The organism is Pseudarthrobacter sp. S9, assembly GCF_050156545.1.
Taxonomy (GTDB): domain Bacteria; phylum Actinomycetota; class Actinomycetes; order Actinomycetales; family Micrococcaceae; genus Arthrobacter.
Genome location: NZ_CP189576.1, coordinates 3,633,309 through 3,648,867 on the forward strand (window position 1 = coordinate 3,633,309; position 15,559 = coordinate 3,648,867).

The following is a 15,559-nucleotide window of genomic DNA, read 5'->3' on the forward strand; positions in this document are numbered from 1 at the left end:
CCCCAGCGTTACGGGAGCGCCTCCCAGCACCGACAGTAGCCAGGGCCTGGACCCGTTCTCACGGGACGGCCTGACGCGCGGGACGGGCGGCGGCGCTGGCACAGGGAATCCTTTCAGTGTCTCGGGACAATCAGCGCTGGCCGCACAAATGCCCGGTCATCGCGTCGGTTCCACGGGAGGGGGCCCGGACTTTGCCTCCGAGCGAAAACCAGGCGGTCGAGCCGGGCGCTACTAGATTGTTCCACACCCGGAACCGACTCGGATGGCGCATTCTCGCGCCGTCCGATTGCCAGCAACGCGTGCTATAAAGACCTGAGTATGTCACCGCCCGGGTATCCATACGTCGGAACGGAGGCCACATGGAGCAGCTTTTCAATCTCAACATCGTCCAGAAGCCGCTACTCTATGCTCTCTATGTGCTGAGCGGCATGGCGGCGGCGTACCTGCTGATGCGGCCCGTTCTACTGTCACGGTCGCTGCGCCGCTCAGGACCCGCGGCTGGCATGAGCCAGGGCCCCCAACAGCCTGGGCGCCGGAGATGGCTCTTCATAGCCGCCGCGGCCCTGGCCGGCGGGGCCGTGATCGGTGCCGTGACATTGTTCGTCTGCGAAGTGCTGCTGAACGTTTTCGGTATTCCCCTGGACGCGGATACCCGCGCCTGGGTTGTCTTCGCCTTCGCCGGGATCGGCCTCGCCGTCGTGAATTGGTGGCGCTCGCGCTGGTGGCGGAAAGCAGCCGCCGTCGTCGCTGCCCTGGTCTTCCTGGCGACGGCGACCCTGGGGATCAACGCCGGCTACGGGTTGAACGCGACACTGGGTGCCCTGCTGGGTCTGAACACTGTCCACCACCTGGCCCTGCCAAAGCTGGACCCGAACCTGCAACAAGAAAGCGGCGCCGCGTTGTGGAAGAACTGGAAGGCCCCAGCCGGGATGCCGGCCACAGGGAGAATCGGTGCGGTGACCATTCCGGCGGATGCCTCAGGCTTCCACGCCCGTGACGCCTACCTGTACCTGCCTCCCGCTGCGCTGGTGGATAACCCGCCGGCCCTGCCGATTGTCATCATGATGATGGGCCAGCCGGGAGGACCCGAGCAGAACACATCCGCGGTTCAGGAACTCGACGCCCTGGCCCAGCAAAATCACGGACTGGCGCCGATCGTCCTGACCGTCGACCAGCTGGGCAGCCCTTATCGGAATCCGCTGTGCGTGGACTCTGCCCAAGGCAACGTGTACACCTACGTCACGACCGACGTCGTCAATTACATTCGCAAAAACCTCAACGTGGCTGCCGACCGCCTCCAATGGGCGGTGGCCGGCTATTCCAACGGCGGGGAATGCGCCCTCTCGTTCGCAGCCAAGAGGCCGGAGCTCTTCGGCTCGCTGCTGGACATCTCGGGCGAGCTGGAACCACTCGTCGGCACCGCGGAAAACACGGTGAAGACCGTATTCGGGGGGAACCAGACGGCTTTCAATGCGGAAAAACCCGCGACCATCCTCACGAAACACAAATACACCGACGGACTTGCCATCTTCACCAGCGGCGCCCTTGACCATAAGTACACCCCTCAGGTCGCGACGGCCCAGGCCGATGCGAAGGCTGCCGGCATGACAACCCTCCGATTCGTCGGCGACGGCATCGGCCACCGCGGCGACGCTGTCGACTACGGCCTCAAAACCGGCCTGCCCCTGCTGTACAAGAGATTCGGTCTCGCCCCGCCCTGAGCACCGCCCCATCGCGGAGCGCTCCCATGTCGGCCACCGCCCCTGTTGCCCCGGTTACGGGACGGCAGGCCTACGGGACGGCAGGCCGGGACAGGCCCAGGCGCGGATAGAGAACTTCAAACCCTTTGTCCAGGCCGCCGTTCAGCGCCCCGATGACGTGCCCCCCGTTGGGCACCGCATGGTAGGTGACGTTCATCCCCGCGGCTGTTGCTGCGTCCGCGACATGGCGGGCGGCTTCCAGATAGGCAGGGTCGTCGGTGGACGCGGTGAAGATGGCGTCCGTGTCCGGATACTTCCGTTGCTTCAGTATGTTGATCGGCTTCTGCGCATCGTAGGCTGCTTGGTTCCCGCCGAAAAGTTCCCGCAGATTGGTCTCGGGCTCCTCGGCTCCGGGGTATTCCTCCCCGGATATGTCCAGGACATTTCCCCAGACGGAGGGGTACTTTGCGGCGAATGAAATGGCGCACTGCCCACCGTTGGAGTAGCCGGCGATCGTCCAGTACTTCCTGTCGTCGATGATGTTCAGGTGGCTCCGTGCCCAGTCCACGACATCGCGGTTGATGAACGTCTCCGGCTTGCCGTAGAGGGGGGAATCCAGGCACAAGTTGTCAACGTCGGGGTCGCCCAGCTGATCTGCGACGATCACGATCGGTGCCAGTCCATCGTGCCGTGAGGCGTAGTCATTGAGCACGGCGGCGACATACTGGGGATCCGGGTCACCTGGCTGTCCCATCATCAAGACCACCAGCGGGAGCGGGGGCGGATTGGGAACCTGTGCCGCCGGGGGGAGATACAGGCCTGCCGGCCGGGAGGCAAATCCAGAGGCCTGCGGCGGAATGACAACCTGCGCCGTCGTGCCTTGGCTCGGCATCTCCGCCGGGGGCTTCCAACTTTCCCAAAGCGGAACCTGGTGTTGGGCAGGAGCATGGGGTTTGACCGGGTCCAGTTCTATGGTCGGGGCCAGCGAGATCCCCAGGAACGAGGCCACGGTCGGGTGCAGTCCGTAGAAGGCGTTGACCCCCAGCGTCGCGGTAACCGCGAAACTGATGGCCGCCACGCAGGCCAGCACTTTCCGCGCCAGCCGTGATTCCCGGAAATTAGCTCCGGACACGGCCAGCCCTGCAAAGAGGGCAAGCACCCATATCCGCACAGGCCAGCCCAAAGGACCGCCAAAAGCGTGCATGAACTTCTCGGCCACCAACAAGGTAACGGCCCCGGCCAGTGCGCCTGTTGCAGCCGCCAGAACGGAGAGGACCGCCAATCGTCGGGACGGTCTCGCGAGAAGGATGACGAGGAAGGCCGCACTCAGCACGTAAAGAGCGAGGATCACCGGTCCCTCAGTGATATTGAGAGCAAGTAGGAATGAAGTCATTGCACCTAGTAAACGCACCTATAGCAAGGCCGGACTGTTGAAGCTGTCACCGAGCCGATCATACTTGGTGAAAACGGCGACCCGGCCTCCACCAAACAAATTGGTAATGTTGGTACCACTATGACTACTGCCTCCGCGCCGCTTGCTGCCTCCACCACTGAAGTCACCGCCGACACCCCGGTCCGCGTCCGGTTCTGCCCGTCGCCCACGGGCACCCCGCACGTCGGCCTGATCCGCACCGCCCTCTTCAACTGGGCCCACGCCCGGCACACCAAGGGCACCTTCGTGTTCCGCATCGAGGACACGGACGCGGCGCGCGACTCGGAAGAGAGCTACCAGCAGCTGCTCGAGGCCCTCAAATGGCTCGGCATCAGCTGGGAAGAGGGCGTGGAGGTCGGCGGCCCGCATGAGCCGTACCGCCAGTCGCAGCGCCTGGACCTGTACAAGGGCGTCGTCGCCAAGCTGATCGACGCCGGCTACGCCTACGAGTGCTACTCCTCGCCGGAGGAAGTCGAGGCACGCCACCGGGCTGCCGGCCGCGACCCCAAGCTCGGCTACGACAACTTCGACCGCGAGCTTTCCGAGGAACAGCTGGCCGCGTTCAAGGCCGAGGGTCGCCAGCCCGTGCTCCGCGTGCGGATGCCGGATGAGGACGTCACCTTCACTGACATGGTCCGTGGCGAGATTACCTTCAAGGCCGGCAGCATCCCGGACTACGTCATTGTCCGCGCGGACGGTTCCCCGCTGTACACCCTGGTCAACCCGGTCGATGACGCCCTGATGGGCATCACGCATGTGCTCCGCGGCGAGGACCTGCTCTCCTCCACGCCCCGCCAGGTGGTGCTGATCCGCGCCCTCATGGAAATCGGCGTCGCCAGCTACATGCCGGTCTTCGGGCACCTGCCCTACGTCATGGGCGAGGGCAACAAGAAGCTCTCCAAGCGAGACCCACAGTCCAACCTGTTCCTGCTCCGGGACCGCGGCTTCATCCCCGAAGGCCTGCTCAACTACCTGTCCCTGCTCGGCTGGAGCCTCTCCGCCGACGAGGACATCTTCACCGTGGACCAGCTGATCGAAAACTTCGACGTCAACGACGTCCTCGCCAACCCGGCCCGCTTCGACATCAAGAAGGCCGAGGCCATCAACGGCACGCACATCCGCATGCTGGACCCGGAAGACTTCCGCGGGCGGCTTGTGCCGTACCTGCAGGCCGCCGGGCTCGTGGGGGAGAGCCTGACGGCCCGCGAGGAGGAGATCCTCGCCGAGGCCGCGCCGCTGATCCAGGAGCGCATCTCGCTGCTGGGCGAAGCGCCGGAGATGCTCGCCTTCCTGTTCAAGGCCGACGACGCGATCGACGTCGCGGATGACGCCCGCAAGGGACTCCCGGAGAATCTGACCGAAGTCCTCGACGCCGCGCTGGCGGCGCTGGAACCCGTCACCGTCTGGAGCGCCGAGAACATCCAGGCAGTTTTGAAGGAGGCCCTTGTGGAGGGGCTCGGCGTCAAGCCGCGCCTGGCCTTCGGCCCCGTCCGCACGGCCATCTCCGGGCGCCGGATCTCCCCGCCTTTGTTCGAATCCATGGTCATCCTGGGCAAGGACTCCTCCCTGGCCCGCCTACAGGCGTTCCGCGGCTGATGATGACCGCGCCCGAGGCCGGAAACGGCGTGCTGGCCGCCGGCCTGGGCGTCATCCGGGGTGTGTTGTTCGACATCGATGACACCCTGGTGGACCTGGAGTTCGCCATGACGGCGGCACTGCGGGACGCCAGTGAGCACCTCCTGCCCGCCCTGGACCAGGCCGGGTGGGAGAAGTTCGGCCGGATCTTCACCCGCGAGACCACCCACTTCTACGACCGCTACTTGGCCGGCGAGCTGAGCTTCAACGAACAGCGCCTGCTCCGCGGCCGCGCGGCCCTGGGACACTTCGGCGTCGAACTGGACGAGGGCGAGCAGGCCCATCACTGGGTGAGCTCGTACGCCGGCCGCCAGCACGGCTACATCCGGGCTTTCGACGACGTCACCCCGCTGCTGGACGCCCTGGACGCCGCCGGTATTCCCTACGGTGCCGTGAGCAACAATGTCCACGACTACCAGCGGGTGAAGCTCGACGCCGCCGGGCTGGACCGCATCAGCGTCCTCGTCGGCACCGACACCGTCGGCGTCGCGAAGCCTGACCCCGCCATCTACCTCGAGGGCGTCCGGCGCCTCGGCACCGGCGCCGGCGAAACGCTGTACGTCGGCGACAACCGGCTGCTCGACGCTGAAGGCTCGACGGCGGCGGGCCTGCTGGGTGTCTGGCTTAACCGCGGCGGGGAGCCGGCCCCGGGCTTTGCTGGACGCGAGGTCGGCTCGCTGCTGGAACTCCTGGCCTAGGTTGCGCCCTTAGATTTACACGTAGGAGGCCTGGGCTCCCCACAGCCTTGCCTCGCGGCTGGCGAGGGCGTCGGCAATTTCGTGGGCATCCCGTAGTGTCGCCGGCCCGGCGCGCGGCCAATGCTTCGCGCAGTCCGGCGCGGTTCTTGTTTGTGCCGGTGAAACCGTGATCAACATAGATTCGTTCTTCTTCAACGCCGAGGGCCGCCAGGGCATCGCGCTACGCGGTAAGGTCCTGCTCTTCCATGGACACGCGGGCATAGCCAACCAGTACCTTGGACATGCCGAACAGTGTGCCGTATAAGGCCCTGTCACCGGACGGTTCACAGGACGGGTCTTACGGGACTGTCGGCGGCCAGTACCCGCAACGATGCAGGTCAAGGACTGATGCGTCCGGTGGAGGACCGGCTAACGGGCGCCGTGAAGGCGGGACCGGAGTTCGCTTATGTCACCCTATGCAGACGACGACTTCGTCGACCCCCAGGGTGGAAGATTGAAGGATGGATACGATCGAGTGGTGGCCGAAATTGGACCCGGAAGCGCAAGCGTGGCTTATTGCGCACAATGGCGAGGTTGTCGCCGCGGATGTGCTGAACAAGATCGTGGCCGTAGGCGGTGTTGTGACGTCGGACGCCTGGTGGATCGGCGATCGGGGACCCGAGGGCTTCTATCTCTCCGACGAAGCAGTCGATTGGATCGAGACAACTGCAAACGGCGAATGAAACTCAAGCGTGCCCGCTGAGGGATCCCCTATGGGAGCCGGAGGTCCATGATCGGTGTGAAGATCATCTGCTCGTGGGGATCGCGGGCTGGGATCATGGCGCCGCTCGGATTAAGGCCAATGCGGGGCGCGGCGCGTCTCTGGCGGTCCCTTCCGAGCCCAATAGTGGCAGTCTGGGCGGCGAGTGGACGGGCGAATGCGGTCGCCCTGACGCTGAACCGGTCGCTTCCGCCACCGTTCCCGTGCACCATCTTCGCGAACGTGCCGTCGGCGAGCCGTAGGACGAGCGCGTCATCGTGCCCACTCCGCAGAGGGCGATCGATGAAGGTCACGTTCACCCGCACAAAGGAGTCCCATACCTCATAACTGGTGACGTAGCCTCGGACCACCGAGCCATCCGGGACCGTTGCTTCGAACTCGTGCCGCACGGGCAGGAGCACCCGTTCGAGCCGAGGCCGCTCGGCCTCTCCCGAGTGCACCGCGCCGATCATCGTCTCCACCGTCTAGCTCCTATCTCAGTCACCGCGCTGCCTCGCATTGCAAGTTACTTGGCCCGACGTTGACCACCCAATCGACGGAAGTAAGAGTAGCCGCGCCTGGGCTCCTTAGCCATAGAAATGAAAGATCTCACGTAGCAGGCGAGCCCGACACCCCCTGCTACGTCCCGTGAACGATGGCCCAACGGGGCCAGCCTTGATCAGCTTTCGTGGTCCAAGAGCTTCCGAACGAAGTCGAGGAGCTCGGAGGCAGTCTGATCGCGGCGCTGCGGCATTTCGTCCCAGACGTCCAAGAGGTTCACGAGCTCGTGCAGCTCCATTGGCTGTCCCAGTGCGAACCAGCCGACTCGGTACATGAGCCTCGCCCCGGGGAGGAGGTCAATCCGCCCTTCGATGATCTCCCGAGCCCAGTACTTAAGGAGAAACCTCGCCGCTTCCTCATCGTCTTCGTGCCGGACGCTGAGTTCATCGCGAACTACATTCCACATGTCTGCCGAGTCGGCCCGGTCTCCTGTCGGAAGGCCTGCCAGTTCACGAAGTGAAGGGGCGTCATATCCCAGGACGAGGAGCTCAGTGGCAAAGTCAGGCAGCTCGTGGGGCGGGATCAGCCCCGTCTGCTCACAAAGGAAGATTGCTCGCGCCCTCACGTTGGCCTGACTATCCATAATGGAAATATAGCGCGGCGCGGACAGGCCCTACCCAGTGTCCCGGTAAGGGATGGCGAGTTCAATCGGTCGTTGCAACACCCCTTTTATTGTGAGGTGTTGCGCATGTTGTCGAAGAAGGAACGGATCGATTAAGGAGGCCCGGTTCTGGGTGCTGATGGCCCAGGGTTCGACGTTGATCGCGGCGTGCGAGGCTGTGGGAGTGGATCGACGAACGGGGCGGCGTTGGCGCCAGGCGACCGGCGGGCGGATCCCGCGGAAGAAACCTGAACCTTCGGGCCGATACCTGTGCCTGGAGGACCGGCTGCAGATAGCGGATCTGCACCTGGCCGGGACCAGTGTGCGGGCGATCGCAGCGCAGCTCAAGCGGTCGGCCTCGACGGTCAGCCGTGAGCTGCGCCGTAACGGACCCGAGCCGGGCCCGCGGGGCCGGGGGAAGTATGCGCCGTATGCGGCGCAGAAACGAGCCGAGCTGCGCGGACGCCGGCCCAAGGCCAGCAAGTTCGATGACCTGGAACTGGCATCCTTGGTACAGGCCAAGTTGTGCGTGAAGTGGAGCCCTGAGCAGATCAGTGATGACCTTGCCATGACGTTCCCGGACCGGGCGGAGATGCGGGTGTGTCCCGAGACGATCTACCAGGCGCTGTATGTGCAGGGACGTGGTCACCTGTGCGCTGACCTGCACCAACACTTGCGCACGGGCCGCGCCGTGAGGCGGCCAAGACGCTCCACCGGCAAGCGGGCGGGGAAGATCCCGGACATGATCTTGATCAGCGAACGACCCGCCGAGGTCGCCGACCGCGCCGTGCCCGGGCACTGGGAATCTCAATGCTGTTGTCAAGCAGCCTGGACGCAAATGGCGGCGGCCGGCTCCCGGTATTCGGTGTGGTCGCGGAGCATGGCCCAGATGACGTTGATGCGGCGTCGGGCAAGTGCGATAAGCGCCTGTTTGTGGGACTTTCCCTCGCCGCGTTTCCGGTCGTAGTAGGTTCTGGAAGCGGGGCTGTTTTTCAAGCTGGAGAGGGCGGCGAGGTAGCAGGTTCGGAGGAGTCTGCGGTTGAATCGGCGCGGCCGGTGCAGGTTTCCGCTGATCCGGCCGGAATCGCGTGGGACCGGAGCCAACCCGGCGACGCTGGCGAGCCGGTCGACGGAGTCGAATCCGTCCAGGTTACCGCCGATGTTCGCGAGAAAAGTAGCCGCGAGTACGGGCCCGAACCCAGGCATACTCAGCAGAACATCGGCGCTGTCGTGCTGCCTGAACAGGTCCGTGATCTGGGCATCGACGTCTGCGATCTCTGCATCGGTTGAGCTGATCTGATCGGCCAACCGGACGACCAGGGCCGATCCCATGGATTGGGCAGGCAGGACGGTGTGCTGGGCGTTTGCAGCCGCAAGTGCCTTCTCCGCCATCTTTGCACTGTTCCGGCAGCCGCGTTTTCTCAGCCAGCCAGTAAGCCGCGTCAGTCCTATCCGGCGGATGCCCTCGGGGGTCTGATAGCCGCTCAGAAGGGTCAGAGGAGCCTTCTTGGAGTAGTCGAAGGCCCGCTCGAGCGCAGGGAAGTATTCCAACAAGGTGGCCCGGAGCCGGTTGATCGCCCGGACACGGTCGCAAATCAGATCGGTGCGGCGGGCAGTGAGCATACGCAGGTCCACACTGATCTGGTCTGCGCTGCGAACGGGTTGCAGGTCGGTGCGCATGCGGGCCTGGTCAGCGATGATCCTGGCGTCTTTCGCGTCGGTCTTTCCATCCCCCGATAGGTCGCTGCGGCGTGATGCACGATCCGTCCAGGGATATAGAGCAGGTGCTGAGCGTGTGCTGCCAGCAGCTCGATCAGCAGCGCCGCGCCGCCGGCGTTCAGATCAGTAGCCCAGCAGATCTCACCACCGGCCGCGCTCTCCGCGGTTTCGGCGATGAGCTGGAGCAACGCGGTTTCGTCGTTCTCGACCCGTTTTGACAGCAGCACCGTCCCGGATTGGTCGATCACAACGCAATGATGGGCACTCTTGCCCGAGTCGATTCCTGCCCACACGTCCGGCATGTCTTTCGGTCCCTTCGATCAGCTCCAATTTGGTTGGCCCCTGTCGATAACCACGCCGGCACGTCCTTACCCAACGATCAATGTCGTAAGTCTCAATCAGCGGTCGAGTCATCGGCGGGCAGCGGGCGGCCATTCCCAGTGAGCCGTCCAAGCGGCAGGGAGATCTGGGCCATACCCACCACCCGAGGGTGATCGAAACACTACGACAGCTCCGAAGTCACCCACAACAAAATCGTAAGGAAGGGGATTTGGTGCTGGGGTCGAACTGCCGCTCGGCCATCGCCACCTTGGTGGAGCGCCAGACCCGGTTTACGATGCTGGTCCACCTGCCCGATGACCACGGCGCCATAGCTGTCCGTGACGGCCTGCTGGCGGCGATCAAGACCCTGCCGGAGCACCTGCGTAAGTCGCTGACCTGGGATCAGGGCACCGAGCGGGCCCAGCACCGCCAGATCACCGCGGCGACCAGGATGGACATCTACTTCTGCGCCCCGCACTCACCCTGGCAGCGAGGAACCAACGAGAACACCAATGGGCTCTTGCGCCAGTACTTCCCCAAGGGCACCGACCTGTCCGCGCACTCACCCGAGCGGCTGCTCGAAGTTGCCGCCGAACTAAACGCCCGGCCCCGCAAGTCCCTGGGCGGCATCACCCCCGCCCAGGCCATGGAACGGCTAATATTTGAACCAGAAAAACCCGCCGTTGCAACGACCGCCTGAATTCGCCGATCCTTTCCGTACGGAGCATCTGCTTGGCGTGGTGGTCAACTGGCCCTCGGTGTGGCCTGACCGATGACTTTTCCGCGCCGTGCTGGTCTGGACAACGAATACCGACTCACGGGAGACTGGCGCCATGCGCAAACTGACCTTCGGCATGAACCTGAGCCTGGACGGCTACATCGCCGCGCCCGGCGACGACCTCGGCTGGAGCGTACCGAGCGACGAGCTGTTCCAATGGTGGTCCGACCGGGTGGGGGCGACGGGCCTGGCGCTGTACGGGCGCAAACTGTGGGAGACGATGAGCTCGCACTGGCCGACCGCCGACCAGCAGCCTGGCGCCACACCGGCGCAGATCGAGTTCGCCCGCCGCTGGCGGGACATGCCGAAGGTGGTGTTCTCCTCGACGACCAGCACGGTCGACTGGAATACCCGCCTGGTCACCGGCGACGCGGTCACCGAGATCACCCGGCTCAAGGCCGACGACGGCGGCCCCATGGACATCGGCGGTGCCACACTCGCCGCGGCGGCCATGCGGGCCGGGCTGATCGACGAGTACGCGATCGTCACCCATCCGGTCCTGGTGGGCGGCGGCACGCCGTTCTTCACAGCCCTGGACAACTGGGTGAACCTGAGCCTGGTGGAGACCCGGACGTTTCCCGACGGTGTGGTCCTTACCAGGTACGAGACCAGGAGCTGAGTGCCCGACGTCGCGGGCTTCGGGCCACCCAAGGATCTCGTGGCGCTGTGTTCCGAGGCGATCGTGACGTTCCTGCCGGATCCTGTTCTTCACCGCAGACGATCCGTCCGGATAGGGTTCCCTTTACGGACACGGACCGGCCGTGCAGACGACTTTGGACATCCCGTGCAGTCGACTTCGAAAAATGACAGCGACAGTGCACTAACCTGACGCTCTCGAAGGTGTCGCGGCCGCGGAGCCGACCGACCTGTTGCGTGCTGAACGCGCGCTTCAAGTCATTGGCATCGGGTGTCCAAGGGCGCGCCATCGGCGAAGGCGAATTGCGCGAATCGTTCGCCCATCAGTCGATGAGTTGCGGGGTCGGGATGTAGCGCATCCTGCAGTGGGTATTCGGCCGAGTCCGACTCCCCGTAGAGTTCGCGCCCATCGAGGTAGAACAGGTGGGGGTCGCCTGCTTGTCGCTGCCGGACAATACTGGCCAGCGCGTCACGGATCACCGTCAGGGTCAGCTTGCCGGCGGCTCGTTCGGCGGGGTCGCCGGTGGCTCGGAACCGGACCACGCCGCCTGCAAGAGCCCCCAGATCGAAGGATCCTGGTCCGGGGGTGTCTTCGTGGATCGCGCAGAAGGTCGGCGATACGACCAAGAGCGGAATGACCGGGTGGCCTTCGCGGATGGTGTCGAGGAAGCCGTGCACGGCTGGTCCGAACGCGCGCAGACGCATGAGATCGGTGTTCACCAGGTTGATGCCTATCTTCACGCTGATCAGGTCGGCGGATGTGTCGCGAATCGTGCGGGCGGTGAACGGGTCGAGCAGGGCACTGCCGCCGAAGCCGAGGTTGATCAGCTCGGCGCCGCCCAGACGGGCAGCTGCCGCCGGCCAGATCTCGGTCGGGTGCGTGGCGTTGGAGCCGTGGCTGATGGAGCTACCGTGGTGAAGCCACACCGGCCGCCCTGGTGCCCGTCCCGGCTCGACGGGCGCGTCTGTGCGCAACTCGACGATCTCGATAGTCTCGTTGTGTGGCAGCCAGATCTCGATGTCTTTCATGGCGTCGGGCAGATCCGTAAATCGAGCGGTGAGCACCGGGCCGGTCTCCTGATCGGGGGCACCGGTGGCCATGTCGATCGTCACGGTGGTGCCTCCCGATGTCACGGTGTGTGCGACGACTCGGCCGTCGACGACAAGCTCGATCACTCCGTCCGGCCGCGGCGGGATCCCGGCATACGTGGTTCTCGATCGGAGGACGTCGATCTCGATTGCCGTCGCACTCGACCGGAACGCGAGCCGCACCCCGGAGGGTTGGGATTCCACCATCGCCAGTTGCGGGTCGGCGCACTGTGCTCGTGCCCATGACGGGAGGCGGTGGAGCAGCGTGCCTTGCGGGGTGCGCTCGAGCTCGAGCGCGCCGCGCACGATGCTCGTGGTGATGGGGGTCGTGGTCCAGTTCTGAGATGACATGTCTCGTCTTTTCGTGATCGGTGGGTGCGGATTCAGCGTGCGGGCCAGTGCCGGAGAGTGGCGTCTAGTGCGTCGATGATGCGGTGCCAGCTCTCATCGGAGTCGGGAGAGCTGTGGCTGAAGCTCCCGGACATCTCCAGGCCGATGAAGCCTCGGACGGTGCTTCCGAACAGGCGCACCGCATGCATCTCATCCACGTCAGTGAGCTCGTATCCTCGGAGGATCGCCCTCGTCAACTGGGAGTGACGCGGCCCGGCGCTGCGGATGGCCGTCTCGGGGTCGAGCCGCAGTTCGGTGGCAGCGAAGCGACCGGGATGCTCCTGGGCGTAGACGCGGTAGGAATCCGCCAGAGCGGCGAGCGCATCCTTGCCGGCGCGGCCTGCTACCGCTTCCGATGCGCGGTCCGCGAGTTGCTCTAGGGCGAACAGCGCGATCCGCGTTCTCAGGTCTGCGGAGCTCTGGACGTGCGAATACAGACTTGCCGGCTTCACGTCGAAATGACGCGCCACCGCAGCGACCGTCACGCACTCAAAGCCGATCTCGTCAGCGAGCTCGGCCCCGACCCGAGCCAGACGGTCAGCAGTCAGACCCGCACGCGCCACAATCGTCTCCCATCACTGACCTGAACACATCAAACAACATACATTAGGCAAACGACTATGCATCGTAGGTTAAGGGCGGTGACCGCCTGTCGGCGCTGTGAGCCTGAGCCATGGAGCGATCGAAAACGCGGACGCGGGGCCGTCTCGAAGGCCACCTCCCTCCGGTGTGCTCGCTCCGGCCGGCGGCCAAGCCATCCTGGACGGTTGTGTGCCCTGACGCGCCGGCACCGCGCCCATGCCCGCAAGGCGGTGCCCTGGTCCTCAAACAGGCCAGACCCCGGAACGGTTTCCGAGCTCCCGGGTTGACGGCGCGGTGGGAGAATGTCAGTGCTTGTATGGTGGATCCTGCATGTGGGACGGATCACGGGCGTGCTGCGTTCGGGCCACTGTCATAGCGGGAGGCAATTTTGGGGGAGATCGTGCTTGCGGGCGGCAAGGGGACGTTGGGTCGCGGGTCCGCAGGGGACCCTTCACCTGACCTGGGCGCCCGGGCGGACCTGCGCGATGCCAGGCTGGAGGGCGCAGACCTCTCAGCCGCCCTGTACGCGACCCAGCCCCAGGTCAATGCGGCACGGTGCAGTGTTGTCACGCGTTTGCCCGGCGGCTTGTCCGTCCCCGCTCATTTGGCTCACTGACTGACCGGAGTGGGCTGACCGCAGCCGGAACCGGGCGGGGCCATGTGGGGCAGGCGGGGCACTGACGTGAAGGTCGCAGGCCGGTGGCACGGACGGCGGCCAGCCAGGGTATCCGGTCAGCGTTCCCCGACGGACACAGCAAGATCGTGAAACGAGCGACGTCGTCATGTCCACCGAATGTTTTGGGAAAGCTCTGAGGCGAGGCTCAGATGGTTCGCCGGGGTCGTCGATTCTCCAGGTACTCGGCGGGCATGCCCGGCCCGGGCTGGGCCCGCACCTCGGCCGGGTCGTGCACGGGACCGCAACTGGCGCACACCGTCTGGTGGGTGATCCCCGCGCCGCACACGGTGTGGCTGTACAGGATGGGCGGCCGTCCGCGAGTCGCCCATCGGTCTCCCCATTGCGTGAGCGCAATTAGCGCGGGTGCGAGATCGCGACCCTTGTCAGTCAGCAGATACTCGTATAGCTCCGGCTGTTCGGAGTATTGGCGGCGGTCCATGATCCCGGCGGCGACAAAGGCGTCGAGCCGGGCCTTGAGGATGTTGGTCGCGATTCCGAGGTTGTGCTGGAAGTCGTTGTAGCGGGTCACTCCCGCGAAAACGGCGTCGCGAATGATCAATAGACTCCAGCGTTCACCGACCAGTTCGAGGGCGCGCGCGATCGAGCACACCTGCGATTCGTATGTCTTGCCGAGCATGCCACCAAGTTTACCGGATGCCCTTGCATCATGAAACCGGCTTGTTCTAGACTTGATTGCATCACACAAGTGCTAGTCGTCACCGGCGCACCGATAGCGCGTCACCGTGCACACACGCACTGCTCAAACCGCGAAACGGGAGAGAATCATGAACGATCGAGATTTGACCACGACCTTTTCGGTAGATCAAACTCCGGAACAAGCCTTCGACGCCATCAACGACGTTCGCGGGTGGTGGTCAGGAGAGATCGAAGGCAGCACCGACAAACTCGGCGACGAGTTCACGTACCGGGTTCCGGACATCCACTTCAGCAAGTTCAGGATCACCGAGCTTGTCCCGGCGAAGAAAGTCGCCTGGCTCGTCCTAGAAAGCTATCTCAACTTCACCGAAGACAAAGAAGAGTGGACGGGGACAACAGTCAACTTCGAGCTCTTCGAACAGGACGGTGGGACCCAGGTCCGATTCACCCACGCGGGTCTGGTTCCCGAATACGAGTGCTATGACGTTTGTTCAAATGCGTGGGGCGAATACGTCAATGGGAGTCTTCGGAACTTGATCACAACAGGCGCCGGGCGGCCCAACTCGTTCGAGGGCGACGAGGCGATCGAGGCAGTCCGCGCGAAAGAAGACGGACACTGAGCCGCTGAACCGCCAACCGGTGGGCGTTACGGACGTTGGTACACTCTGCAGTCCGACGCCGGGCGCCTTGCCGGCCCTCCGCTGGAATTCACCGCCCGCGGGTGGCCGATTTGTGCAAGCGAAAACTCTCGGGTAAAGTGATTACTCGTGCTGAGGCGCCGGGAGCGCGGGTTTAGACCCACGGATCCGGCCCGAAAGTTCCATTGGGATATGGTGTAATTGGCAACACTACGGTTTCTGGTACCGTCATTCTAGGTTCGAGTCCTGGTATCCCAGCTCTGAAAAATCCACGGATTTCCGCGGGTGATCAGGAGTTTTGAGTCGGCTGAACCGATTTGGAACGCTCGCCGAGTGTATGAAACAATTACTTGGCTTGGACAGCAGAAATGCTGTTCTGGAGAGTACGCGGCCCCATCGTATAGCGGCCTAGTACGCTGCCCTCTCACGGCGGTAACGCGGGTTCGAATCCCGCTGGGGTCACCATCGAAACGGTCCCGGGCAACAGCCCGGGACCGTTTTTCGTTGCCCTGGAATTCCTGGCCCGCGAGCCGCCGGCCCCGGAAGCATCGGCCGAACTGGGCATGATGAGACTGTGAGCTCCAGCGAAACGCCCGGGCATGCCGGCGGCCAGGACCACACCGCGCTCCGCCGCCTCCTTGCCGCTCGCCCTGCCCGGCGCGGACCGGACGAGGCCCGATGTCCGGAACGCCGTGGCCCAGCCAGGT

At 64.5% G+C, this 15,559-nt stretch carries 13 protein-coding genes, 2 tRNA genes and 4 pseudogenes; 11 read left to right on the forward strand and 8 right to left on the reverse strand.

Annotated elements, in window-relative coordinates; genetic code table 11:
• Window positions 1–359 precede the first annotated feature (359 nt).
• Window positions 360–1,721, forward strand: coding sequence for an alpha/beta hydrolase (locus tag ACQCSY_RS17465; protein WP_427130735.1), 1,362 nt, complete (start codon window positions 360–362; stop codon window positions 1,719–1,721).
• Between the two features lie 70 nt (window positions 1,722–1,791).
• Here the strand turns inward: ACQCSY_RS17465 and ACQCSY_RS17470 are convergent, their stop codons facing one another.
• Window positions 1,792–3,093, reverse strand: a complete 1,302-nt coding sequence (locus ACQCSY_RS17470) for an alpha/beta hydrolase (protein ID WP_427130737.1) — start codon at window positions 3,091–3,093, stop codon at window positions 1,792–1,794.
• A 120-nt stretch (window positions 3,094–3,213) separates the two neighbouring features.
• On the opposite strand from ACQCSY_RS17470, the gene gltX reads away from it, so the two are divergent.
• Together gltX and ACQCSY_RS17480 are read left to right on the forward strand one after the other, a co-directional pair.
• Window positions 3,214–4,728, forward strand: coding sequence for a glutamate--tRNA ligase (gene gltX / locus ACQCSY_RS17475; protein WP_427130739.1), 1,515 nt, complete (start codon window positions 3,214–3,216; stop codon window positions 4,726–4,728).
• Window positions 4,729–4,730: 2 nt separating this feature from the next.
• Window positions 4,731–5,465 (forward strand): HAD family hydrolase, encoded by a 735-nt coding sequence (locus ACQCSY_RS17480; RefSeq protein WP_427135909.1) that lies wholly within the window; start codon window positions 4,731–4,733, stop codon window positions 5,463–5,465.
• 94 nt (window positions 5,466–5,559) lie between these two features.
• Here the strand turns inward: ACQCSY_RS17480 and ACQCSY_RS17485 are convergent.
• Window positions 5,560–5,676: pseudogene (locus ACQCSY_RS17485) on the reverse strand (recombinase family protein); the annotation flags it as partial.
• Between ACQCSY_RS17485 and ACQCSY_RS17490 the strand changes: the two are divergent.
• Window positions 5,632–5,769 (forward strand): hypothetical protein, encoded by a 138-nt coding sequence (locus tag ACQCSY_RS17490; RefSeq protein WP_427130740.1) that lies wholly within the window; start codon window positions 5,632–5,634, stop codon window positions 5,767–5,769. The pseudogene ACQCSY_RS17485 and the gene ACQCSY_RS17490 overlap by 45 nt on opposite strands.
• A gap of 196 nt (window positions 5,770–5,965) precedes the next feature.
• Window positions 5,966–6,187, forward strand: a complete 222-nt coding sequence (locus ACQCSY_RS17495) for a hypothetical protein (protein ID WP_427130742.1) — start codon at window positions 5,966–5,968, stop codon at window positions 6,185–6,187.
• A 28-nt stretch (window positions 6,188–6,215) separates the two neighbouring features.
• Here the strand turns inward: ACQCSY_RS17495 and ACQCSY_RS17500 are convergent, their stop codons facing one another.
• The gene (locus ACQCSY_RS17500; protein ID WP_427130744.1) at window positions 6,216–6,686 is read right to left on the reverse strand and encodes a hypothetical protein; all 471 of its coding nucleotides are present in this window, start codon (window positions 6,684–6,686) and stop codon (window positions 6,216–6,218) included.
• A gap of 197 nt (window positions 6,687–6,883) precedes the next feature.
• Window positions 6,884–7,348, reverse strand: a complete 465-nt coding sequence (locus tag ACQCSY_RS17505) for a hypothetical protein (RefSeq protein ID WP_427130746.1) — start codon at window positions 7,346–7,348, stop codon at window positions 6,884–6,886.
• A gap of 157 nt (window positions 7,349–7,505) precedes the next feature.
• On the opposite strand from ACQCSY_RS17505, the pseudogene ACQCSY_RS17510 reads away from it, so the two are divergent.
• Window positions 7,506–8,175: pseudogene (locus ACQCSY_RS17510) on the forward strand (IS30 family transposase); the annotation flags it as partial.
• A gap of 10 nt (window positions 8,176–8,185) precedes the next feature.
• On the opposite strand, the pseudogene ACQCSY_RS17515 reads toward ACQCSY_RS17510, so the two are convergent.
• A pseudogene (locus tag ACQCSY_RS17515) lies at window positions 8,186–9,387 on the reverse strand (IS110 family transposase).
• 239 nt (window positions 9,388–9,626) lie between these two features.
• On the opposite strand from ACQCSY_RS17515, the pseudogene ACQCSY_RS17520 reads away from it, so the two are divergent.
• Together ACQCSY_RS17520 and ACQCSY_RS17525 are read left to right on the forward strand one after the other, a co-directional pair.
• A pseudogene (locus tag ACQCSY_RS17520) lies at window positions 9,627–10,106 on the forward strand (IS30 family transposase); the annotation flags it as partial.
• A gap of 133 nt (window positions 10,107–10,239) precedes the next feature.
• Window positions 10,240–10,803, forward strand: coding sequence for a dihydrofolate reductase family protein (locus tag ACQCSY_RS17525; protein ID WP_214966453.1), 564 nt, complete (start codon window positions 10,240–10,242; stop codon window positions 10,801–10,803).
• A gap of 275 nt (window positions 10,804–11,078) precedes the next feature.
• Here the strand turns inward: ACQCSY_RS17525 and ACQCSY_RS17530 are convergent, their stop codons facing one another.
• The 3 genes from ACQCSY_RS17530 to ACQCSY_RS17540 all read right to left on the reverse strand — a co-directional run bounded on the left by ACQCSY_RS17530 (window position 11,079) and on the right by ACQCSY_RS17540 (window position 14,194).
• Window positions 11,079–12,260, reverse strand: a complete 1,182-nt coding sequence (locus ACQCSY_RS17530; RefSeq protein WP_427130749.1) for a GDSL-type esterase/lipase family protein — start codon at window positions 12,258–12,260, stop codon at window positions 11,079–11,081.
• Between the two features lie 32 nt (window positions 12,261–12,292).
• Window positions 12,293–12,862 (reverse strand): TetR/AcrR family transcriptional regulator, encoded by a 570-nt coding sequence (locus ACQCSY_RS17535; protein ID WP_427130751.1) that lies wholly within the window; start codon window positions 12,860–12,862, stop codon window positions 12,293–12,295.
• Window positions 12,863–13,702: 840 nt separating this feature from the next.
• Complete coding sequence (locus ACQCSY_RS17540; RefSeq protein ID WP_427130753.1) at window positions 13,703–14,194, reverse strand: winged helix-turn-helix transcriptional regulator; 492 nt, start codon at window positions 14,192–14,194, stop codon at window positions 13,703–13,705.
• A gap of 148 nt (window positions 14,195–14,342) precedes the next feature.
• On the opposite strand from ACQCSY_RS17540, the gene ACQCSY_RS17545 reads away from it, so the two are divergent.
• The 3 genes from ACQCSY_RS17545 to ACQCSY_RS17555 all read left to right on the forward strand — a co-directional run bounded on the left by ACQCSY_RS17545 (window position 14,343) and on the right by ACQCSY_RS17555 (window position 15,317).
• Complete coding sequence (locus tag ACQCSY_RS17545) at window positions 14,343–14,834, forward strand: SRPBCC family protein (protein WP_427130755.1); 492 nt, start codon at window positions 14,343–14,345, stop codon at window positions 14,832–14,834.
• Window positions 14,835–15,038: 204 nt separating this feature from the next.
• Window positions 15,039–15,110, forward strand: a tRNA-Gln gene (locus tag ACQCSY_RS17550).
• 131 nt (window positions 15,111–15,241) lie between these two features.
• Window positions 15,242–15,317 (forward strand) — tRNA-Glu (locus ACQCSY_RS17555).
• Window positions 15,318–15,559: the final 242 nt, after the last annotated feature.

What these genes read in the sequence shown, in the direction of transcription:
- ACQCSY_RS17465 (WP_427130735.1), top strand. Translation starts at nt 360, where the DNA reads ATGGAGCAGCTTTTCAATCTCAACATCGTCCAGAAGCCGCTACTCTAT.
- ACQCSY_RS17470 (WP_427130737.1), bottom strand. Translation starts at nt 3,093, where the DNA reads ATGACTTCATTCCTACTTGCTCTCAATATCACTGAGGGACCGGTGATC.
- gltX (WP_427130739.1), top strand. Translation starts at nt 3,214, where the DNA reads ATGACTACTGCCTCCGCGCCGCTTGCTGCCTCCACCACTGAAGTCACC.
- ACQCSY_RS17480 (WP_427135909.1), top strand. Translation starts at nt 4,731, where the DNA reads ATGACCGCGCCCGAGGCCGGAAACGGCGTGCTGGCCGCCGGCCTGGGC.
- ACQCSY_RS17495 (WP_427130742.1), top strand. Translation starts at nt 5,966, where the DNA reads ATGGATACGATCGAGTGGTGGCCGAAATTGGACCCGGAAGCGCAAGCG.
- ACQCSY_RS17505 (WP_427130746.1), bottom strand. Translation starts at nt 7,348, where the DNA reads ATGGATAGTCAGGCCAACGTGAGGGCGCGAGCAATCTTCCTTTGTGAG.
- ACQCSY_RS17525 (WP_214966453.1), top strand. Translation starts at nt 10,240, where the DNA reads ATGCGCAAACTGACCTTCGGCATGAACCTGAGCCTGGACGGCTACATC.
- ACQCSY_RS17530 (WP_427130749.1), bottom strand. Translation starts at nt 12,260, where the DNA reads ATGTCATCTCAGAACTGGACCACGACCCCCATCACCACGAGCATCGTG.
- ACQCSY_RS17540 (WP_427130753.1), bottom strand. Translation starts at nt 14,194, where the DNA reads ATGCTCGGCAAGACATACGAATCGCAGGTGTGCTCGATCGCGCGCGCC.
- ACQCSY_RS17545 (WP_427130755.1), top strand. Translation starts at nt 14,343, where the DNA reads ATGAACGATCGAGATTTGACCACGACCTTTTCGGTAGATCAAACTCCG.